Source organism: Burkholderia sp. AU16741, assembly GCF_002223345.1.
GTDB classification, from domain to species: domain Bacteria; phylum Pseudomonadota; class Gammaproteobacteria; order Burkholderiales; family Burkholderiaceae; genus Burkholderia; species Burkholderia sola.
Genome location: NZ_NKEZ01000007.1, coordinates 511,845 through 532,996, shown reverse-complemented (window position 1 = coordinate 532,996; position 21,152 = coordinate 511,845). Strand labels below are relative to the sequence as shown.

The window sequence follows — 21,152 nt, the reverse complement described above, 5'->3', positions numbered from 1 at the left end:
ACCCTGTTTACGGAGCGCAACATTGCCGGTTTATCCGGCGCCGGCGGGAGAGAAAAAACCACGTGCGGCAATAATCGGCACACGCGGCGAGCGTTTTCGGGTCATCGGGCGGCCATCACGCCGACGGCACGATCATCTCCCGCGCGATCGCGCAGAACGCGGCCGTCGCCGCGCTTTCGCCGTGCAGCCGGCGGCTCATGATGATCGGCGACGTCGCGCCCGGCTCCGGCAGCCGCCGGTAGACGACACCCTTCACGCGCACGCCCTCCACGCTCTCCGGCACCAGCGACACGCCCACCTGCGCGGCGACGAGCCCGAGCGCCGTCTGCAACTCGCGCACCTCGTGCACGGCCGCCGGCACGACCGCGCCGTCGCGCAGCGCCGACAATTGCTGATCGGCGAAGCTCGGCCGCGGCGTGCTTGGGTAGACGATCATCGTCTCGTTCGCGAGATCCGCGAGCGTCAGCGGCCGCGCCGGATCGGCGAGCCGATGCCCGACCGGCAGCGCCGCGATCAGCTTTTCCTCGATCAGCGCCTCGCGCACCAGTTGGTCGTCGTCGAAGCGCAAGCGGCCGAACCCCACGTCGATCCGCCCGCCCTTCAGCGCGCCGAGCTGCTCCAGCGTGAACATTTCGATCAGCGACAGCTCGACGTCCGGCTGCGCCTCGCGAAACGCGCGGATCACGTCCGGCAGCGCGCCGTACAGCGCCGACGGCACGAAGCCGATCACGATCCGCTCCGACGATTGCGCGAGCCGGCGCGTCAGCGGCCCCAGTTCGTCGGCCTGGTCGACCAGACGTTTGGCCTGCGTATAGAACACGCGCCCGGCATCGGTCAGTTTCAGCGGCCGCGCGCCGCGCTCGAACAGCGGCAACCCGATCTCTTCCTCGATCGCCTGGAGCTGACGGCTGAGCGGCGGCTGCGTCATGTGCAGCCGCTCCGCGGCCCGCGTGATGTTCATTTCCTCGGCGACGGCGATGAAGTAACGGAGCTGGCGCAATTCCATTTCATGCCTCGAAGGTATGGAAGTAGTCGGAAAGAGTGTTGGACGACGGCGGGCGGGAATTCCTACCATGTTCACCAACAGGAGGAATCGCATGATAGCAACTGCCGCCACCATCGAACGCATCGAGACGTTGCTGGTCGACGTGCCGACGATCAGGCCCCACAAATTGTCGGTCGCCACGATGAATTGCCAGACCCTCGTGCTGATCCGCATTCGATGCACGGACGGTATCGAAGGCGTCGGCGAGGCGACGACCATCGGCGGTCTCGCCTATGGCGAGGAGAGCCCCGAGAGCATCAAGGTCAACATCGACACCTACTTCGCGCCGCTGCTGCAGGGAATGGACGCGACGCGGCCGGGCGCCGCGATGGCGCGGGCGCGCAAGCTGTTCCAGGGCAACCGCTTCGCGAAGTGCGCGATCGAGACCGCGCTGTTCGACGCGCAGGCGCGGCGTCTGGGCGTGCCGCTGTCCGAGTTGTTCGGCGGGCGCCGGACCGATGCGGTCGACGTCGCGTGGACGCTCGCGAGCGGCGATACGCAGCGCGACATCGCGGAAGCCGAAGCGATGCTCGACGCGCGCCGCCATCGCGCGTTCAAGCTCAAGATCGGCTCGAACGCGGTCGCCGACGACGTGGCCCACGTGGTCGCGATCAAGCGCGCGCTCGGCGAGCGCGGCGACGTGCGGGTCGACGTGAACCAGGCGTGGAGCGAAACCGATGCGATCTGGGCCGGCGCGCGGCTCGCCGACGCCGGCGTGAGCCTCGTCGAGCAGCCGATCGCCGCGACCAACCGCGCGGGGCTCAAACGCCTGACGCAGCTCGCGCAGGTGCCGATCATGGCCGACGAGGCGCTGCACGGCCCCGTCGATGCGTTCGCGCTTGCGCAGGATCGCGCGGCCGACGTGTTCGCGGTCAAGATCGCGCAATCGGGCGGCCTGCAGGGCGCGGCGAGCGTCGCGTCGATCGCGGCGGCGGCCGGCATCGAACTGTACGGCGGCACGATGCTCGAAGGCGCGGCCGGCACGATGGCGTCCGCGCAACTGTTCAGCACGTTCGACTCGCTGAAATGGGGCACTGAACTGTTCGGCCCGCTGCTGCTCACCGAGGAGATCCTCGTCGAGCCGCTGCGCTACCAGGATTTCAAGCTGCATCTGCCGGCGACGCCCGGCCTCGGCATCACCTTCGACTGGGCCCGCATCGAACGGATGCGACGCGGCGCCCGCTGATCCCCACACGACAACCGACACCGGAGACACAGATGAACAAGCAAGCCATCGACGCCCTGCTGAAAACCTTCGACGACGCCGCCGAGAAGCCCGGCAACCCGCGCGTGCGCGCGATCGTCAACCGGATCGTGAAAGATATCTGCTACACGATCGAGGACTTCGACGTGCAGCCGAGCGAGTTCTGGACCGCGCTGAACTACCTGAACGAAGCCGGCCGCGAATTCGGGCTGATCGCCGCGGGCCTCGGCCTCGAGCGCTTCCTCGACGTGCGGATGGACGAAGCCGAGGCCAGGGCCGGCATCCAGGGCGGCACGCCGCGCACGATCGAAGGGCCGCTGTATGTCGCCGGCGCGCCGGAATCGGTCGGCCACGCGCGTCTCGACGACGGCACCGATCCGGGCCAGACGCTGATCATGCGCGGCCGGGTGCTCGGCCAGGACGGCGCGCCGCTCGCGAACGCGCTGGTCGAGGTGTGGCATGCGAACCATCTGGGCAATTACTCGTACTTCGACGCGTCGCAGCCCGCGTTCAACCTGCGCCGCTCGATCCGCACCGATGCCGAAGGCCGCTACAGCTTCCGCAGCGTGCTGCCGGTCGGCTACAGCGTGCCGCCGGGCAGCAAGACCGAGCAACTGCTCGACCAGCTCGGCCGCCACGGCCATCGTCCGGCGCACATCCACTTCTTCGTTTCGGCGGACGGTTATCGTAAGCTGACGACGCAGATCAACATCGATGGCGATCCGCATCTGTGGGACGACTTCGCGTTCGCGACGCGCGACGGGCTGATCCCGCCGGTCAGGCAGGCGGAGGGCGCGGAAGGCAAGCCGTACGGCGTCGATGGGCAGTTCGCGCTGATCGACTTCGACTTCTCGCTGCTCAAGGAAAAGCAGGACGTGCCGGGCAGCGAGGTCGAGCGGGCCCGCGCGCAGGCGTGAACACGCTTTCCCTTCGACGAATCGACCACGCAAGGAGTGAAGGATGCTGTTTCATGTGGAAATGACCGTTCGCCTGCCGGCGGACATGGATCCGGTCAAGGCGGCCACGCTGAAGGCGGAAGAAAAGGCGATGTGCCAGCGGCTGATGAACGAAGGCGTCTGGCGCCATCTGTGGCGAATCGCCGGGCAGTATGCGAACGTCAGCATCTTCGACGTCGACAGCGTGCAGCAGCTGCATGACGTGCTGAGCCAGTTGCCGCTGTTTCCGTATATGGAGATGAAAGTGCGGGCGCTGTGCCGGCATCCGTCTTCGGTGCGGGAAGACGATCGGTAAGCAACGATGCATCGCGGCCGTGACCCACGGCCGCGCGATGCCACGAGATGCACGACCCGGGCGGCCGGCGATGTCACGCAGGCCGCCCGGGGTTTTTGCATTTTGCGTTGGCGGCGGGTGTCCGGGTCACCCCGTATCACGGTGTGCAGCGATCGTCAGGCAGCCAGGTGCGCGGCAAACCCCACCTTCCCCGGCGCGATCTCGTCCTTCAACGTCAGCGCCGGAATCTCGTAATCGCCGGCATTCTGCCGGCGGAACGGAATCGGCGGCGTGGTCCACAAATCGTCCAGACGCTGGCCGAGCGCCGAACACGTTTCGTCGAAGCGCGCGGCATTCATCTTGCCCGTCCGGTAGATCACGAACGGCGGCAGCACGTCGAACCCCGGGTAATACAGCACCCCGTGCTGGATCGGGAACAGCAAGTCGTCGATCGGCCCGTTGATGCCGCGCGGGCTGTAGTGCGGCTCCCACCCGCCCGTCGTGACGACGATCATCGCCCGCTTGCCGGCCAGCGACCCTTCGCCGTAGCGGTCGCCCCAGTGCGTATCGGAATGCTCGCCGACGCCGTACGCAAAGCCGTATGCATACACGCGCTCGAACCAGCCTTTCATGATCGCGGGCATCGAGAACCACCACAGCGGAAACTGCAGGATCACCGCGTCGGCCCACTTCAGCTTGTCCTGCTCGCGCGCGATGTCTTCGCTCTGCGTACCTTCCGCGAACGCGCGCTTCGAATCGAGCACGGGATCGAAGCGCGCGTCGGGCGCATGATCGATCACGTCGTTCGCATCGAACGCCGCCTTCCAGTTCATCGCATACAGGTCGCTCACCTGCACCGCGTGGCCGGCCGCTTCGAGATGCGCGACCGCGAAATCGCGCAGCGCGCCGTTCAGCGAACGCGGTTCCGGATGGGCATACACGATCAGTACATTCATGGTCGTCACTCCGTGGATTGAATGACTGCAGGATGCCGCCCTCGAAGGTATATTTGAAATGAATTCCCGATATTCCAGCTATAGACATGAATAATCTCAGAAGGCTCGATCTGAACCTGCTCGTCACGCTGGACGTGCTGCTCGCCGAGCACAACGTCACGCGCGCGGCCGAGAAGCTGAACATGTCGCAGCCGTCGGTCAGCGTGCAGTTGCAGAAGCTGCGCGACGTGTTCGGCGATCCGCTGCTGCTGCCGGGGCCGCGCGGGATGCGGCCGACCGCGCGCGCGGAAGCGCTGCGCGAGCCGTTGCGCGAGGCGCTCGAAACCGTCGAACGCGCGGTGATGCCGGCCACGCCGTTCGATCCCGCGACCGCAACGCACACGTGGCGCGTGGCCGCGACCGACTACGGCGAATCGACGATCGTGCTGCCCGCGCTGCGCATGCTGCGTTCGACCGCGCCCGGCACGCGGCTGGCCGTCGTCGAACTCGTGCCGCCGCGCATCGAGCAGGAAGCCGAACGAAACGGCATCGACCTCGCTTTCCATACGACCGAGGGCGCGCCGCCCGGCATGCGGCGCCTGCCGCTGTTCGTCGAGCGTTACGTGCTGATCGGCCGCGCCGGTCATCCGAAGCTGAAGCGGCGCCCGACGCTTGCGCAATTCGGCGCGCTCGAGCACGTGATCGTGTCGCCCGACGGCGGCGGCTTCTTCGGCGTGACGGACGAAGTACTCGCGAAGAGGGGAGCCACGCGACGCGTCGTGCTGTCGGTGCCGCACTTCCTGTTCGTGATGTCGGCCGTCGCGAGCACCGATCTCGTCGCGATGCTGCCCGAGCGGCTGGTGCGCGACGTGCCCGCGCTGCGCGTGGTGGACGCGCCGGTCGAGGTGCCCGGCTATGAAATGTCGATGCTGTGGCACGAGCGCGTGCATCGCGATCCGGCGCATCGATGGCTGCGCGAGACGATCGCGGCGGCGGTGTAAGTCGTCCGCCCGATCGAGGCGATTCGCCCGCGTCGAGCGCCTACGGACGAAATCCTGCATTCGGGGCTTGAAACCGCGCCGAACACTGTATATATTTACAGTGCTTTTGCACCATTTGACCCGAATTCCGTCATCCATAGACGAACGGACTTTTGTGAGGCGACCATGTTCCAGGCTTCCGCATTCGATCCCGAGCAACCCGGCTTCAACCCCGTCCACTTCGAGCGTGCCGCGCAGCGGGCCGTCGTCGATCTGCAGCGTGTCGTCGGCGGCCCCGCGCAACGGGCGCTCGGCCTGCGCCGCCGCACGCATCCGGCGGCCGTCCGCACGATGAGCTGGCAGGCGCTGCTGAACGTCGAAGAACTGGCGTTCTCGAATCCCGGTTTCCTGAACCGCAACGATCCGACCGTCGTCGACGCGTTCATCCGGCTGCGCGACAGCCGGCTGGTCGCCGCGGACGTCGAAGAGCCGGTCGACTGGCACCGCGACGACGACGACCTGCCGGCCGTCTACCTGATCGTCAAGGCGATGCTCGAAGCGGAGCAGGAAGAGCGGGCCGAAGCGGCCTGAGCCGCGCCGGTCGATCGCGGTTTCGGGCTGGCGGGCTCGCGCCGCCACGTTGCGTGGTGGCGCGGGCGGCGCGGTCGTTGGTTATGGTTCTGCGCGCGTGAAACGGCGCAACAAGCCGCGAACCGTCGTGCAGGCCGATCATCGCCACGCGACGACCGGCCGAACGACCTTCGCAGCGCCCGCCCGTTACAACCGCGCCGCGAGCCGCGCGCCCTGATCGATCGCGCGCTTCGCGTCGAGTTCGGCGGCCAGTTCCGCGCCGCCGATCAGGTGCACCGAGCGCCCGGCCGCCTGCAACGGCGCGAGCAACGCGCGCTGCGGCTCCTGCCCGGTGCAAAGCACGATCGTGTCGGCTTCGATCAGTTCATGATCGGCGCGCTGTTCGCCGTACGACACATGCAGCCCGCGCGCGTCGATCCGTTCGTAGTTCACGCCGCCGACCATCTTCACCTGCTTCATCTTCAGCGTCGCGCGGTGAATCCAGCCGGTCGTCTTGCCGAGCCCCTTGCCGAGCGGCGCGGCCTTGCGCTGCAGCAGCGTCACTTCCCGCGCCGGCGCCGATACCTGCGCACGCGTCACGCCGCCGCGCGTCTCGGCCGGGTCGGTCACGCCCCACTCGGCCTTCCATTCGTCCAGATCGAGTGCCGGCGATTCGCCGTCCTGAACCAGATATTCGGCGACATCGAAGCCGATCCCGCCCGCGCCCACCACCGCGACTCGCCGGCCGACCGGCTGCCTGCCCGCGAGCACGTCGATATAGCTGAGCACGTTCGACCCGTCCTGCCCCGGAATCTTCGGGTCGCGCGGCGCGACGCCCGTGGCGAGCACGATCTCGTCGTAGCCGCCCGCGATCAGGTCGCTCGCGTCGACGCGGCGGTTCAGGTGCAGCTTCACGCCGGTCAACTCGACCTGCCGGCCGAAGTAGCGCAGCGCTTCATGAAACTCCTCCTTGCCCGGAATCCGCTTCGCCATATTGAACTGGCCGCCGATCTCGGCCGCGCCGTCGAACAGGTCGACCTGATGGCCCCGCTGCGCGAGCACGGTCGAACACGCGAGCCCGGCCGGCCCCGCACCGACCACCGCGATCCGCTTCGGCTGCGCCGCGGGCGTGTATTTCAGCTCCGTCTCGTGGCACGCGCGCGGATTCAGCAGGCACGATGCGATCTTGTTCTTGAACGCGTGGTCGAGGCACGCCTGGTTGCAGCCGATGCAGGTATTGATCTCGTCGGCGCGACCCTGCGCGGCCTTGACGACGAACTCGGCATCCGCCAGCAGCGGGCGCGCCATCGACACCATGTCCGCGCAGCCGTCCGCGAGAATCTGCTCGGCCACTTCGGGCCGGTTGATCCGGTTGGTCGTCACGAGCGGGATGCCGACCTCGCCCTTCATCTTCTTCGTCACCCATGCGAACGCGCCGCGCGGCACCGACGTCGCGATCGTCGGCACGCGCGCCTCATGCCAGCCGATCCCCGTGTTGATGATGGTGGCGCCCGCGCGCTCGACCGCCTTCGCGAGCTGCACGGTTTCGCGCCAGTCGCTGCCGTCCGGAATCAGGTCGAGCATCGACAGCCGATAGATCAGGATGAAGTCGCGGCCGACCGCTTCGCGCGTGCGCTCGATGATCTCGATCGGCAAGCGGATGCGGTTCTCGTACGACCCGCCCCACTGGTCGGTGCGCTTGTTCGTGTGCATCGAGATGAACTGGTTGATCAGGTAGCCCTCGGAGCCCATGATCTCGACGCCGTCGTAACCGGCCTCGCGCGCCAGCTTCGCGCAGCGCACGAACGCGCGGATCTGCCGCTCGACGCCGCGCGCGCTCAGTTCGTGCGGCGCGAACGGCGAGATCGGCGACTTGATCTTCGACGGCGCGACCGCGAACGGGTGATAGCCGTAGCGGCCCGTATGCAGGATCTGCAGCGCGATCTTGCCGTCCTCCGCATGCACGGCGCCGGTGATCTCGCGATGCCGGCGCGCGGCGGCCGACGTCATCAGCGTGCCGCCGAACGGCTTGGTCCAGCCGGCCACGTTCGGCGCGAAGCCGCCGGTCACGATCAGGCCGACCCCGCCGCGCGCGCGCTCGGCGAAATAGTCGGCGAGGCGCGGCAGCGTCTTGCGGCTGTCCTCGAGGCCGGTGTGCATCGAGCCCATCAGCACGCGATTCTTCAGCGTCGTGAAGCCGAGATCGAGCGGTGCGAGCAGGTGGGGAAAGGGTGTCGTCATGATGATTCGGCCAATAAGCGATGCCTGCCATCGTAGGCGTGCGTCGCCTTGAACGTGAGGGGGCAAACAGCCATAATGCTTGTCATTTCCGGCCAAATCGACATGACTTCCCCGTCTCGCAAGGATCGCCTCGGGCTGCGCCGGCCGACGATTCCGGTCGCCTATCCGCGCCTGCTGCTGCAGGCGTTGGCCGCGCGCGGCGTCGACCTGGCCGCCGTGCGCGCCGGCACGGGCCTGCGCGACGCGGTGCTGGCCGAGCCGGACGCGCGCGTCGCGCCGTCGCAATGGGGGCGGCTCGTGCTCAACGCGATCGAAATCGGCGGCGATCCGGGCATCGGGCTCGCGTTCGGGCTGCTGCTGAAACCGACCGTGCACGGCTTTCTCGGCTACGCGACGCTGACCGCGCGGGACATCCGCGACGCGCTGTCGGTCACGCAGCGCTACTTCCGGATGCGCAATCGCCAGTACCGGCTGACCTATGCGGAAGACGAGCGCGGCGCGACGCTCGAACTGCACGGCGTGCAGGCGAACCCCGTGCTGCAGCATCACGTGATGTTCGAATTCGTGCTGACGGGGCTCGCGCAGAACATCTCGCAATGGTCCGGCCGCGCGTCGCCGTCGATCAGCCTGCAATTCGCGTGGCCGGAGCCCGCGTATTTCGCGCGCTATCGCGATACGTTGCCGCCGGTGGCATTCGGCTGCGCGGCCAATGCGCTGTGGATCGCGCGCGACGTGCTCGACTGGCCGCTGCCGCTCGCCGACGAAGTCGCGCACCGGCAGGCGCTCGTGCAGGTCGAGCGCGAATATGCGCAGGTGCGGCAGGAGGAAGGCGATCTGGTCGAGCGCGTGCGGGCGGAACTGGCGCGCGCAGCCGGCGATTATCCGGGGCCGGACATGCTCGCCGACGCGCTGCTCGTATCGACGCGCACGCTGCGGCGCCGGCTGGAGGAAGCCGGGTCGAGCTATCGGCAATTGCTCGACGAAGCGCGGTTTCGCGACGCAAAACAGTTGCTCGCCGCGTCGGATCTCGATCTGAAGACGATTGCCGAGCGGCTGCAATTCACCGACCCGGCGAATTTCACGCGTGCGTTCCGGCGCTGGGCCGGGCAGACGCCGAGCGCGTTTCGGGACGCGGCGGCTGAGTGATCGCGTCAGCGGTGACCCGGGCACTGGTACGCGAATAACGCCGAACCGCTGGCGGCAGCGTACGGCTGCCGCTACGCGCGGATTTCATTGCCACGCGCCGGGCCACCCGTCGCCCGGCAATGCCGGACGGTCGGCCGAAAGCGTTGGCGTATGATGGGCGCCACATCAAAACGACGTCGCGCGGACCCGCGCCCTCTCCGACCCATGCCCAATCGCACCACCCTGATCGAGGCCACGATCGACCGCGTCGATACCAACCTCATCCGAGTCAAGGCCAATGTCAGGAAGCACCCGCCATACCGTTTGACGATGCAGAACGTCTGCTACTTCGTCACGGCCAACGACGTCGATGAAGAAGCATTCAAGCAGATCGAGAAACTGAGACCCGGCATGTCGGTGCGCGCTTGCACATTCGAGCATCGCGGCCGTCGCCGGATCGCGTGGATCAGGAGCGGCAGCCTTGCCATCGCGCCGTACGACGTGATCGCGCACAAGCGACGGAACCTGTCGCTGCTTGCCTGGGCGTCGTGCCTGGTCGTGCTGAGTCTGGGTACCGCTGCCGCGGCACTCCATTCGGGTTGGGCGTTCACCTCGGCACTGGCCACCGTCGTGTCCATCGTCGGTCTGGTGGGCGACCTGGTCGCCATCGGCGGCTTGTCCGACCTGATTTTCCAGCCGCAGCGACGCGAAGCCCAGGATTGCTGGCTAGGCGAACCGTCTGGTTTCAGCGCGGAGCGCAGCAGCCGATGACGAACCACGACATGCAGACCGTATCCGGCCGCGTGACGGCAATCAGCCAGCAATCGATCGAGACGAAGGTCTGGAGCAATAACCTGGGCGCGACGACGCAAAGTATCGAGGAAATCACGCTCAAACTCGATTCGCTCGCGTCCCCCCTCGTGTTCAGGACCAACCGGACGACGCGCCTGTTCATCGCCGATGGCGATCGATTGAATGTCGCCTATGTCGGCGACCAGGATCGCCAGTTCGTCTACGGCATTCGCAACATGACCGACGGTTCGGCTTATCTGCTGCGCCCCGCCAAAGTCGCCGGCGCCCGGGCCGACCTCTTCGTCATGCTTATTTGCGTGATCGGCGCGGCCGTCGTCAGCGGAATCGTATCCGCGGTGACGCTCAGCATGGAATCGACGTTCGACGTGTTTGCGCTGATCAGCGCGGGTGTAATCGGCTTGTGCGTGCTGAGCGCGATCCTGCGCATCCTCTTCGGCGTGATCGTGTGGCCCGAAATCAGAAGACTGGCGCAGCCGGGCGGCAAACACGAAATGAACGCGGCAGCTCAAGCGCTGTCGCTCACGCAGGAAGAAACCCGATACGTGCGCTTCATCTGACCAGGCCAGGTGCGGCTACAGCGCTGACGAACGAGGCCGCTCGCTCCGGATCGCATCGCCGCGGCCACCGCCTGACTCGCCGTCAGCGCGCGCCGCTCGTTCGGGTCGAACCGGATCCGCCCGAACGAGCATCGGCGCCCAGATAAATCCTCGCACCACCATCCCCCTCGCCCGCTTCGATCCGCACGTCGCCCGTGGCGGCGACGATCGCGTCGTACACCTCGTCGGCCACGCACACCACCGGCACCGCGATCGCATACAGCTCCGCTGCCACGATCGCGCCGATCGAGATGATCAGGTCGCGCTCCTTCAGCACGATCCCGACCGGCCCCGTGCCGTTGCGCACCGCTTCCGCGAGCACGCTGCTGCTCGAACTCGAGCCCTTCGCGTGCGGCATCACCATCACCTTGCCGGCGAGGCTCGCGCCGGCCTGCGGATGCCCGCGATCGACGATCCTGCCCGCGCCCGAGTCGTACCCGCCCCAGAAGCTGAGCGGCTTGTCGAGGATGATCGGGCACGCACATGCGCTGCCCGGCACGAGCGTGTCGCCCGTCAAGAATGTGCCCGTCGCGTCAGTCATCGAATCGCACCTTGCCTTCGTACGCGGAGCGCACGCATTCGCGCATGCTGCCGTACGCGACCGTCACGCCGATGTTCGCGGGCGCATACGACGCCCATTTTCCCGAGTTGGTCATCACCAGCCCCGACAGCTGTTTCATCACCGGCGTGATGTACGTGCAGGTATCGACGACGATCTGCACGCCGCGCGCGGCGAATTTCTCCGCGAGGCCGGCTTGCTCCAGCTCCCACAGAATGAAGCGGCTCGTGTTCACGTAGAAATCGCAGGCCGGCTTGCCGTCGAACGCGTCGAGCAACGTGTCGAGCGTGCGGAATTCGGCCAGCGAAAAATGCGGCGTGCCGAGCGCGACCGCGACGAGCGCGTCGCCGGCCGCGCCGTGATTCAGCGTGCGGCGAATCTCGTCGAGATCGGCCATCGCGATATCGATCGTGCGTTGCGCGGCGCGCCCGTGCAACGCGGCGTCGAGCGTCGGCGCCTCGGGCGTCACGCCGACCGCATGGAACAGCGCGACGGCCCCGCTCGATGCGGCGGCCGCGCCGAGCGCCTTGAGTTCGTCCTCGGTGGTGTCGGCCGGCAGCCCGACGATCGCCGGCACGACCGCGCCCGCGATCTTGCCGATCGCCAAACCGAGCGCGGCGAAATAGATGTCGCGCGACGGCAGGCCGGTGAAATCCGGTGCGTTGAACACGATCCGCGCGGCGCGGTTCGCATCGACGTGCAGCCCCGCATACGGCGCGCGCCCCGTGATCGCGGCGGCCAGGTCGAGAAAATCGCCGTAGCGGCTCGTGCGCGCGCCGAGCACCGAGTTCGCGAACACGATCGCATTCGATTCGGCCCACGCGATCTGCTCGCCCAGCGCGGGACGATGCTTCAGTTGATACGGCGCGCACGTGAAGCTCGATTCGCAGCCGAGTTGCAGATGCGCGTCCATCAGGCGCTGCGCATCGCGCTGGATCGTGCGGTCGCCGTGGTACAGCTCGGGATGGATCAGGTCGAGCGAGCCGACGTTCAACGTGGTCGGCACCGCGACCTTCGCGCCCGTGTCGACGAAATAGTCGACGAAGTCGAGGCTCGTCTGGCCGTGATACAGACAGCCGTCGATATGGGCGGACGTAATGTCGATCAGATGCGGCGCGGACATTACTTGCGCGGTGCGGGCGACGATCCGCATCGCACGCGCGACGCCGTCCCCGAAATCCCCGCGCAACATGGCGTCGTCGCGGTCACTCAACTGCAGCATCGGTTGCTCCTCGTGACGCGTGCCGGCGGCCGCGCCGGCTCGTGAATTCCGTCAGAGGACTCTACAACTGGAAATAAAAACTGTCCAGTTTTAGACGAAACCGGACATCATAAAAACCAATTCCCCCTAAACATCCCGCTTTATCGGCAGTCAATGGCTTGAATTTCGCACCAATTGATCACCCCACCGAACCGTCCGCCCCGCGCCTAACGTTCCGCGGTCAGGCTGAACAGCTCCGCGCGCAACGCCTTCGCGCGATCGCGGCCGAACTGCGTGTCGAATTCGTCCTGCGCGGCCTGCCACGCGACCAACGCCCGCGCGAACGTGCGCTCGCCGAGCTTCGTGAGGTGCAGCGCATGCGCGCGCGCATCGTGCTCGGATGCCGCCGTCGCGACGAAATCGTCGCGCTGCAACGGCTTCAGCGCACGCAGCAGGGTCGTGCGATCCATCACGAGCGCATCGGCGAGTTCGCTCATCAGCAAGCCAGGCCGGCGTTTGAGGTTCGCCATGATCGAGAACTGGGCCGGCGTGACGCCGACCGGGGCCAGATGGCGTTCGTACAGTTGCGTGACGAAACGCGCCGCCTGACGCAGCGCGAGGCAGTTGCACGCCTCGGAAATCGGGATGTCGTTCATGTCGTCGAATCTATATGTGCATATGCATAAAGTCAATGTACACTGCGCCGTAACATGGCCTGAAGCCCGCCATCGCGTCAAGGAGACGGACATGGACTACATCGACAAGCTGCGCATCTTCCGCTCGGTGGTGGAGATGCGCAGCTTCACGCGCGCCGCCGACATGCACGGCCTCGCGCGGCCGGTCGTCTCGCGCGCGGTCGCGGATCTGGAGGCGCGTTTCGGCAGCCGGCTGCTGCACCGGACCACGCGCCAGGTATCGCTGACCGAAACGGCCGAGCGCATCTACGAGCGGTGCGCGGCCGTGCTCGACGAGCTCGACGCGCTCGAAGTGGAAGCCCAGACGCACACGCGCGAGCCCGAAGGCCTGCTGCGCCTCGTCGCGCATACGACGGCCGCGCTGAACCGGCTCGTGCCGCTGATCGCCGGCTTCAAGCGCGCGCATCCGAACGTGCGCCTCGACGTCACGCTGACCGAGCGCCCGGTCGATCTGGTCGGCGAAGGCTACGACATCGGCATCGTCGTGCCGTACATGCTGACGAGCGAATCGACCGTCGTACGGCTGGTCGAGCGCATTCCGGTCGTGATCGTCGCGACGCCTGCGTATCTGCGAACGCATGCGCGCCCCGAGACGCCGGCCGACCTCGCCGATCATCCGTTCGTGCCGATCTCGCCGTCGCTGCGCCGGCCGGCGCTGTCGTTCCGCGTCGACGGCGACATGCTCACCGTGCCGTTCCGTTTCGACATCTCGTCGAACAGCCCTGTCTTCAACCGCGAAATGGTGATGCACGACTTCGGCATCGGCGTCGTCCCGAAGACGCTCGTCGAGGCCCAACTCGCGTCGGGCGCGCTCGTGCAGTTGCTCGAAGACGCCGATCTCGTCGATGCGTTCGTCGAAATCAAGCTCGCGTACGCGAACCGCGCGCTGCTGCCCGCGAAGGTGAAGGCGTTCATCGACTACACGGCCGCGTACTGCGATCGCGAAGGCTGGATCGTTCCGGCGGCGGCGTGACGGGGCGCGAACGCGCCTTTCCGACGCCGATTGGTACAGCCACGACACCAATCTGATCCTGTCCCGCCCCTCGCTTCGCGCCGCCCCGCCCCCTAACATGTGCACATGCACAAGACCACGCTCACCGATGACGATTGCTTCGCGGTCCGGCAAGCCGCCCGGCGAATCTCGCAGTTCTACGAGCGTTACCTGTCGCGCGCGGGCGTCACGCCGTCGCAGTACAGCATCCTCGCGCTGCTGCGCGAGCGGCCCGGCCTGACGATGGCGGCGCTGTCGAACGTGCTGGTGATCGAACGCACCGCGCTGCTGCGCGCGCTCAAACCGCTCGTCGGCGCGGCGCTGGTGACGGGGCGGATCGAGCCGCCATGCCGCGGTCAGACGTTCGCGCTGACCGCGCACGGCGAAACGAAGGTGGCCGACGCGCACGTGCACTGGCTCGCCGCCCAGGAAGCGTTCGAGCGATGCTTCGGGTCGGCGCAGGCGGCCCGCCTCAGAGATGAGTTGTTCCGGATCACGCACAACCTGCCGGAACGCTAACCCTTTTCCCGATCGACACGACGTCGTCGATCGTTTTGATTAGTGCATATACATAGGTGAATCGATGGATACGACCCAAGCCGCTGCCTCGTCACGGGAAGCAGCCACAACCGAGCGGCCCGCGACGCAACAACGCCGCGTGCCGTGGATGCGCATCGCGGTGGGCGCCGTCGTCGTCGTGGTCGCGGCCGCCGCGCTCGACTGGCTGTTCGTGTTGCGCTTTCAGGAAAGCACCGACGACGCGTATGTCGGCGGCGACGTGACCGTGCTCGCGCCGAAGGTCGACGGCTTCGTCGACAAGATCCTCGTCACCGACAACCAGCGCGTGAAGGCCGGCGACGTGCTCGTGCAGCTCGATGCGCGCGACTACGACGCGAAGCTCGCGCAGGCCAGCGCCGAAGTCGACAGCGCGCGCTCCGCCGTGACCGAGCTCGAAGCGAAGCAGCAACTGCAATACGCGGTGATCGGCCAGCACGCGGCGGACAAGAATGCGTCGTCCGCCGAACTGACGCGCGCCGCATCGGACCGCGTGCGTTACCGCGAACTCGTGAAATCGGACGCCGTATCGAACCAGATCGTCGAGCGCGCGGATGCCGATTATTCGAAGGCCGGCGCGGCCGTCGAACGCAGCGACGCGGCGCTGCTCGCGTCGAAGCGCCAGCTCGACGTGCTCGCCGCGCAGCTCGCCGATGCGCGGGCCCGCGTGAATACCGCGCTCGCCGCGCAGCGCGTCGCGGCGCTCAACGTCGAATACACGACGATCCGCGCGCCGGTCGACGGCTACGTCGGCAACCGCACGGGCCGCGTCGGGATGCTCGCGAACGTCGGCGTGCCGCTGCTGACGGTCGTGCCGGCGTCCGGTCTGTGGGTCGATGCGAACTTCAAGGAAGACCAGCTTCGCAAGATGCGCGCGGGCGACCGCGTGGACGTCGCGCTCGATGCGTCGAGCACGAAGCTGCATGGCCGCGTCGACAGCCTCGCCCCCGCGACCGGCGCGACCTTCAGCGTGCTGCCGCCCGAGAACGCAACCGGCAACTTCACGAAGATCGTCCAGCGCGTGCCCGTGCGCGTGCATCTCGATCCGCAGCCGGGCATCGAGCACGTGCTGCGCCCCGGGCTCTCCGCGGTCGTGACCGTGCATACCGACCACGCGAACTGAGCGGGAGCCGACGATGACCACCGCGTTTTCCGGCGACCCCGCGTCGCAACCGACCAGGCAGCGCGTGTTTGCGTTCGCGCTGATGTGCGTCGGCTTCTTCATGGCGACGCTCGACATCCAGATCGTCGCGTCGTCGCTGCGCGACATCGGCGGCGGGCTGTCCGCGAGCCAGGACGAACTGTCGTGGGTGCAGACCGCGTACCTGATCGCCGAGATCATCGTGATCCCGATGTCGGGCTGGCTGTCGAAGGTGATGTCGACGCGCTGGCTGTTCGTCGCATCGGCCGTCGGGTTCACGATCACCAGCATGCTGTGCGGGCTCGCGTGGGACATCAACTCGATGATCCTGTTCCGCGGAATGCAGGGCGCGCTCGGCGCCGCGATGATCCCGACCGTGTTCACCACCGCGTTCGTGCTGTTCCCCGGCAAGCAGCGGCTGATCGCGTCGACGACCATCGGCGCGCTCGCGTCGCTCGCGCCGGCGATCGGGCCCGTGATCGGCGGCTGGATCACCGACCAATGGTCGTGGCACTGGCTGTTCTACCTGAACCTCGTGCCCGGTATCGCGGTGGCCGCGCTCGTGCCGCGCTACGTGCATATCGACGCGCCCGATCTCAGCCTCATCAAGCGCGGCGACTATCTCGGCATCGTGCTGATGTCGGGCTTCCTCGGCTGCCTCGAATACGTGCTGGAAGAAGGCCCGCGCAAGAACTGGTTCGGCGACGATGCGATCGTGATCTGCGCGTGGATCTCCGGCATCTGCGGCTTCCTGTTCATCGTCCATGCGCTGACCGCCAAAGACCCGATCGTCGATCTGCGCGCACTCGCCGTGCGCAATTTCGGGATCGGCAGCCTGCTGTCGTTCGTGACCGGCATCGGGATCTTCGTGACCGTGTTCCTCACGCCGCTGTTTCTCGCGCAGGTGCGTGCATTCAGCTCGCTGCAGATCGGCATCGCGCTGCTGTCGGTCGGCGCGTTCCAGTTGATCGCGCTGTGCGCGTATGCGTTCGCCGCGCGCTACGTCAGCATGCGTGTGCTGCTCGTGTTCGGGCTGATCTGCTTCGGCCTCGGCTGCTACCTGTACACGCCGATCACGCACGACTGGGGCTGGCGGGAACTGCTGTTGCCGCAGGCGCTGCGCGGCATCGGCCAGCAATTCAGCGTGCCGCCGATCGTGACGATGGCGCTCGGCTCGCTGCCGCAGTCGCGGCTGAAATCGGCGAGCGGGTTGTTCAACCTGATGCGTAACCTCGGCGGCGCGATCGGTATCGCGGTGAGCGCGACGATGCTCAACGACCGGCTGAATTTTCATTATCTGCGGCTGAACGAGCACGTGAGCGCCGGCGAACCGCAAGTCGCGTCGCTGCTCGATCGCCAGGCCGCGTACTGGGGTTCTGTCGCCGGCAATACGCTGAATACCGCGCAGGCCGGGCTCGCGAATCTGCATCGGCTGATCTATCGCGAAGCGCTGACGCTCACCTATGCGGATGCGTATTACGCGCTGTCGCTGTGCTTCGTCGTCGCGCTGCTTGCCGTCGTGTTTTCCAAACCCATCACGTTGAACGCGCCGCCGCCGGACGCGCACTGAGGCCCAGGGATCGTCATCATGAAGAAGCTACTCGTCGCGCTGGCCGTCAGCGCATTCGCCGCCGGGTGTGCGGTGCAGCCCGCGCAGCATCCGGCGCTGAACGAATCGGTTCAGACGCTCGCGCCCACCGCGTGGGATACCGACGTGCCGCGCGCGGACATCGACGCCGCCGCCTGGTGGTCGCAGTTCCACGATCCCGTGCTCGACCGGCTGATCGCCACCGTGCTCGACGGCAACCTCGATCTGCAAGCCGCCGCCGAACGCGTGAAGCAGGCGCAGGCGCTGACCGTGCAGAAGCGCGCGGTGCTGCTGCCCGAACTCGACGCGACCGCGCATGCGGCCGACGCACGGCAGAACACGCCGCCGCCGCTCGGCTATGTGCGGCAGGCCGGCGCGGGGCTCGCGCTGAGCTGGTCGCCCGATGTGTTCGGCGGCGAACGGCTCGATCTGCTTGCCGCGCAAGCGGAGCTGGTCGGGCAAAAGCACGCGGAAGATGCGATGCGACTCGCGCTCGCGGCCGACGCGGCATCCTCGTATGTCGATCTGCGCTGGGCGCAGCAGGAATTGAAGATCCTTCAGGACAACGCGAAGATCCGGCAGCATGCGCTCGAACTTACGCGCAAGCGGCAGGCGTTCGGGCTGTCGACCGAACTCGACGTGACGCGCGCGCAGAACCAGCTCGATGCGCTCGAAGCGAGGATTCCGCCGACGCAGGCGCAGATCTCGCATCAGTTGAATCTGATCGCCGTGTATTCGGGGCGGACGCCGGAATCGGTCGATCGGCTCGTGCTGGCGCAGGCCGGGGAGATTCCGGCGCCGCCGGTCGGCGCGCCGGGGACGTTGCCTTCGCAAGCATTGTTGCGGCGGCCCGATGTGCTGACGGCCTACGCTCAAGTCGAGCGGCGTGCCGCGCAAGTGGGCGTGGCAAAGGCCGAACGATATCCGAAGTTTTCGTTGAACCTGACGGACGGGATTCTCGCGGCTTCGTATCTCGGGTTGCCGACGTTGACCGATAACCTGTTCAGCGCGGCGCTGAGTGCGACGAGCCCGATCTTCAATGCGGGACGCATTACCGCCGATATCTCGCAGAGCGAAAGCCGGATGCGCGAGTCGGAACTCGGGTTGCGACAGACGATGCTGCAAGCGTTGCGGGAAGTCGAGGATGCGCGCGCGAATCTCGTCAGTTCCGATGAGGCGACGCGGCGACTCGATAATGCATTGGCGGCTTCCGATAAAGCGCTCGGGCTGGCGAATCAGCTTTATAAGGGCGGCGCGACGGACTTTCTGGACGTGCTGTCGGCGCAGGAGGTCTATCTGCGGGATTCGGATTCGCTCAACCAGGTCAAGCGCGAACATGCGCTGGCGGCGGTGGCGTTGTATCGGTCGCTTGGGGGTGGGTGGAGCCGAAACGATGCGGCCGGCGGGCCGACGACGGAAACCGAGGCGGTGGCGAAAAACTAACCGTCGGGGCATGCAGGTCAGCGGGGCGTTGGTCGGTTGTCGCGCTGCGGCTCGACCGCGGCATCTTGCGCTCGCTGGGCGGTGAGCCTTCCCGCGCCGCCGAGATCGCGAACCGGATCGCCGGTAACGATCTGACCGCCGCCGTGAATCGACGGGGTGGCCTTCCAGACCCATATCCTCGCGCTGAATGCGGCCGTCGACGCCGCGCGGGCCGGTCAGCAGGGACGCGGCTTCGCGGTGGTCGCGTCGGAAATACGCTCGCTGGCCCAGCGCTCGTCGGCGGCGTCCAAGGAAATCGAGGAGCTGATCCGCGAGGTTCAGGCCGACCGCCGCACGCGATGCCGAAGTCGGCCGCCCCGACACGCGACCGCCAGGCCCAGTCAGCCCCGATTCGGCCCGCCCCGCCGCCCGCCCCCGTGGGACAACCCGCCCCGGCGGAGGACTGGACAACTTCCTAGGCGACCACCCGTGTCGCGAGTAAACTGACAAAAGGAGCACACTGCGAGGGGCGGCGCCGACCCGGAAGGGCCGCGCGCATCTTCGTGGGCGTTGAAGAAGCCGGCGACGACGTCAGTCATCGGCGCAACGCACTCCCCGGATGCGACGGATACCCGCCTGGCATCCGCGAGACCTCAACTCAAAGGAACGTTCAAGATTGAATACGAGCGCACCTTCGCCCCATCCCGCCGGCGATCAACCGGAGTCGGGCGGCAAAGCCGCCACACCGGAATACGTCTACCTCGGGCGGCAACCGATTCTGGACCGAAGCGGAGCGTTGATCGCATTCGAACTATTGTTCCGCTCCGGGACAGCCAATCGCGCCCAAATCACGGATGACACCGCCGCCACCGCGCAGGTCATCGGCAGACTCATCGGCGATATCGGCCTCACCGCCGCACTGGGCGACCGCACGGGCTATGTGAACATCGATCGGACCGTGCTGATGTCCGACATCGTCTGGTTGTTGCCGCATGAACGGTTCGTCCTCGAAATCCTCGAAACCGTGACGTTCGACGAGGCGCTCGGCAAGCGCTGTAGCGAACTGCGGCGCGCGGGCTATCGGCTCGCGCTGGACGATGTTTCCCTGGTTTCCCCGCGCCTGCTCGAATTTCTGCCTTACGTCGATATCGTCAAGATCGATTTTCTCGAATGCCCGCACGCGCACCTTGCCGAACTGATCGGCACCGTCAGGCAGCACGGGAAGATGTCGGTCGCCGAGAAAATCGAAACGCCGGAGGACCATGACACCGCCATGCAAGCGGGCTTCGAACTGTTTCAAGGCTACTACTTTGCGAAACCGCAGGTGCTGACGTCGCGACGCGTCACGCCATCGCGCGACGCGCTGCTGCGCCTGCTCGTGCTCCTGGGCGGCGAACCCGAGATCGTGGCACTCGAAGCCGAACTCAAGCGAATTCCGAATCTCGTCATCCCACTTCTGATGCTGCTCAATTCGAGCGCGGTGGGGCTCAGCCAGCCCGTTTCGTCACTGCGTGAAGCGATCATGCTGGTCGGCACGCGGCAGATTACGCGATGGACCCAGTTGCTCCTGTTTGCCGACGAGCGTCTGGATGCGTTGCGCTCCGATCCGCTGGCCCAGCTATGCGGCGCGCGGGCACGATTCATGGAACTGGCCGCGGGCCGGCTGCGGCCCGATGACGACCGGTTTGCCGCTACCGCGTTCATCGCGGGCGTGTTCTCACTGGTTCATGTGCTGTTCGGCAGCACGATCGAGGACGTCGTGACGACGACGCCGATTCACGCCGATATCCGGCGGGCACTGCTCGAACGGCATGGCGAGCTGGGTTGGCTCCTGAACGCCAGCGAGGCAGCGGAATCGGGGGACTTCGACGCCATCCGCGCAGCGTGCGATGCAATGCCGATCTTCGCCCCGAACGACCTGACCGCGCTCTGGCTCGCCGCCGCCACGTGGTACGACGATCAGGTGCGCGGGCTACCCGCATGCCGCCCTCAGTGAGCGTCGCAACAGGCGGCGCGATGGTTACGCCGTCAGTCTCGGCAGCCCGCAGCCGCTCGACTTGCCGACGTACGGCACGAATGTTGTCCTCGCACTCAACTCTTCGCCGAATCTGCCGTTAACACAGGGCGGCAGCCCGTGCGAGGGCGGTGCGCCGGCGTGCGGTTTCGCCGGACAACCGGGCATCGATCGCGATCCCGGGGCAAACGTGCCGCGTTCGCCGCCACGGCACCTCGAGCGACGGGTCGATGCCGCGCGGTCGAGT

General features: G+C 66.9%; 20 protein-coding genes and 1 pseudogene. 15 read left to right on the top strand and 6 right to left on the bottom strand.

Going from position 1 to position 21,152, the window contains the following annotated elements; genetic code table 11:
• Window positions 1–115 precede the first annotated feature (115 nt).
• Window positions 116–1,006, bottom strand: a complete 891-nt coding sequence (locus CFB89_RS19245) for a LysR family transcriptional regulator (RefSeq protein ID WP_089469232.1) — start codon at window positions 1,004–1,006, stop codon at window positions 116–118.
• Window positions 1,007–1,097: 91 nt separating this feature from the next.
• Between CFB89_RS19245 and CFB89_RS19240 the strand changes: the two genes are divergently transcribed.
• The 3 genes from CFB89_RS19240 to catC are packed head-to-tail and all read left to right on the top strand — an operon-like array spanning window position 1,098 to window position 3,500.
• Window positions 1,098–2,231, top strand: a complete 1,134-nt coding sequence (locus tag CFB89_RS19240; RefSeq protein WP_089469231.1) for a muconate/chloromuconate family cycloisomerase — start codon at window positions 1,098–1,100, stop codon at window positions 2,229–2,231.
• A 32-nt stretch (window positions 2,232–2,263) separates the two neighbouring features.
• Window positions 2,264–3,166, top strand: coding sequence for a catechol 1,2-dioxygenase (catA, locus tag CFB89_RS19235; RefSeq protein ID WP_089469230.1), 903 nt, complete (start codon window positions 2,264–2,266; stop codon window positions 3,164–3,166).
• A 43-nt stretch (window positions 3,167–3,209) separates the two neighbouring features.
• The gene (catC, locus tag CFB89_RS19230) at window positions 3,210–3,500 is read left to right on the top strand and encodes a muconolactone Delta-isomerase (RefSeq protein WP_089469229.1); all 291 of its coding nucleotides are present in this window, start codon (window positions 3,210–3,212) and stop codon (window positions 3,498–3,500) included.
• A gap of 155 nt (window positions 3,501–3,655) precedes the next feature.
• Here catC and CFB89_RS19225 read toward each other — a convergent pair whose 3' ends face one another.
• Window positions 3,656–4,435 (bottom strand): NAD(P)H-dependent oxidoreductase, encoded by a 780-nt coding sequence (locus tag CFB89_RS19225; protein WP_089469228.1) that lies wholly within the window; start codon window positions 4,433–4,435, stop codon window positions 3,656–3,658.
• Window positions 4,436–4,521: 86 nt separating this feature from the next.
• On the opposite strand from CFB89_RS19225, the gene CFB89_RS19220 reads away from it, so the two are divergent.
• Window positions 4,522–5,415, top strand: coding sequence for a LysR family transcriptional regulator (locus CFB89_RS19220; RefSeq protein WP_089469227.1), 894 nt, complete (start codon window positions 4,522–4,524; stop codon window positions 5,413–5,415).
• Window positions 5,416–5,580: 165 nt separating this feature from the next.
• Entirely contained in the window at window positions 5,581–5,985 is a 405-nt protein-coding gene (locus CFB89_RS19215) for a DUF2471 family protein (protein ID WP_089469226.1), read from the top strand.
• Window positions 5,986–6,171: 186 nt separating this feature from the next.
• Here the strand turns inward: CFB89_RS19215 and CFB89_RS19210 are convergent, their stop codons facing one another.
• Window positions 6,172–8,205, bottom strand: coding sequence for an NADPH-dependent 2,4-dienoyl-CoA reductase (locus tag CFB89_RS19210; RefSeq protein WP_089469225.1), 2,034 nt, complete (start codon window positions 8,203–8,205; stop codon window positions 6,172–6,174).
• A 75-nt stretch (window positions 8,206–8,280) separates the two neighbouring features.
• On the opposite strand from CFB89_RS19210, the gene CFB89_RS19205 reads away from it, so the two are divergent.
• The 3 genes from CFB89_RS19205 (at window position 8,281) to CFB89_RS19195 (ending at window position 10,700) form a co-directional block, all read left to right on the top strand.
• Window positions 8,281–9,351: an AraC family transcriptional regulator gene (locus CFB89_RS19205; protein ID WP_089469224.1), complete on the top strand. Its 1,071-nt coding sequence runs from the start codon at window positions 8,281–8,283 to the stop codon at window positions 9,349–9,351.
• Window positions 9,352–9,555: 204 nt separating this feature from the next.
• On the top strand, window positions 9,556–10,101 hold the full coding sequence (locus tag CFB89_RS19200) for a hypothetical protein (RefSeq protein WP_256979711.1): 546 nt from the start codon (window positions 9,556–9,558) through the stop codon (window positions 10,099–10,101).
• A gap of 11 nt (window positions 10,102–10,112) precedes the next feature.
• Window positions 10,113–10,700 carry a hypothetical protein gene (locus CFB89_RS19195; protein ID WP_256979710.1) on the top strand — a complete coding sequence of 196 codons (588 nt, stop codon included), beginning with the start codon at window positions 10,113–10,115 and terminating at the stop codon, window positions 10,698–10,700.
• 82 nt (window positions 10,701–10,782) lie between these two features.
• On the opposite strand, the gene CFB89_RS19190 is transcribed toward CFB89_RS19195, so the two are convergent.
• From CFB89_RS19190 to CFB89_RS19180, 3 genes are all read right to left on the bottom strand, one after another.
• Window positions 10,783–11,280: an aconitase X swivel domain-containing protein gene (locus tag CFB89_RS19190; protein ID WP_089469221.1), complete on the bottom strand. Its 498-nt coding sequence runs from the start codon at window positions 11,278–11,280 to the stop codon at window positions 10,783–10,785.
• Entirely contained in the window at window positions 11,273–12,520 is a 1,248-nt protein-coding gene (locus CFB89_RS19185) for an aconitase X (RefSeq protein WP_089469220.1), read from the bottom strand. Before CFB89_RS19185 ends, CFB89_RS19190 begins: the two co-directional genes overlap by 8 nt.
• Before the next feature lie 206 nt (window positions 12,521–12,726).
• On the bottom strand, window positions 12,727–13,155 hold the full coding sequence (locus CFB89_RS19180) for a MarR family winged helix-turn-helix transcriptional regulator (RefSeq protein WP_089469219.1): 429 nt from the start codon (window positions 13,153–13,155) through the stop codon (window positions 12,727–12,729).
• A 91-nt stretch (window positions 13,156–13,246) separates the two neighbouring features.
• On the opposite strand from CFB89_RS19180, the gene CFB89_RS19175 reads away from it, so the two are divergent.
• The 7 genes and pseudogenes from CFB89_RS19175 to CFB89_RS19145 all read left to right on the top strand — a co-directional run bounded on the left by CFB89_RS19175 (window position 13,247) and on the right by CFB89_RS19145 (window position 20,887).
• Window positions 13,247–14,167: a LysR family transcriptional regulator gene (locus tag CFB89_RS19175; protein WP_089469218.1), complete on the top strand. Its 921-nt coding sequence runs from the start codon at window positions 13,247–13,249 to the stop codon at window positions 14,165–14,167.
• 105 nt (window positions 14,168–14,272) lie between these two features.
• The gene (locus tag CFB89_RS19170) at window positions 14,273–14,704 is read left to right on the top strand and encodes a MarR family winged helix-turn-helix transcriptional regulator (protein WP_089469217.1); all 432 of its coding nucleotides are present in this window, start codon (window positions 14,273–14,275) and stop codon (window positions 14,702–14,704) included.
• A 64-nt stretch (window positions 14,705–14,768) separates the two neighbouring features.
• Window positions 14,769–15,863, top strand: a complete 1,095-nt coding sequence (locus CFB89_RS19165) for an HlyD family secretion protein (protein ID WP_089469216.1) — start codon at window positions 14,769–14,771, stop codon at window positions 15,861–15,863.
• A 13-nt stretch (window positions 15,864–15,876) separates the two neighbouring features.
• Entirely contained in the window at window positions 15,877–17,451 is a 1,575-nt protein-coding gene (locus tag CFB89_RS19160) for a DHA2 family efflux MFS transporter permease subunit (RefSeq protein ID WP_089469215.1), read from the top strand.
• An 18-nt stretch (window positions 17,452–17,469) separates the two neighbouring features.
• The gene (locus tag CFB89_RS19155) at window positions 17,470–18,912 is read left to right on the top strand and encodes an efflux transporter outer membrane subunit (RefSeq protein ID WP_089469214.1); all 1,443 of its coding nucleotides are present in this window, start codon (window positions 17,470–17,472) and stop codon (window positions 18,910–18,912) included.
• Window positions 18,913–19,059: 147 nt separating this feature from the next.
• Window positions 19,060–19,398: pseudogene (locus CFB89_RS35790) on the top strand (methyl-accepting chemotaxis protein); the annotation flags it as partial.
• A 169-nt stretch (window positions 19,399–19,567) separates the two neighbouring features.
• The gene (locus CFB89_RS19145; RefSeq protein ID WP_256979709.1) at window positions 19,568–20,887 is read left to right on the top strand and encodes an EAL and HDOD domain-containing protein; all 1,320 of its coding nucleotides are present in this window, start codon (window positions 19,568–19,570) and stop codon (window positions 20,885–20,887) included.
• The last annotated feature ends 265 nt before the right edge of the window (window positions 20,888–21,152 follow it).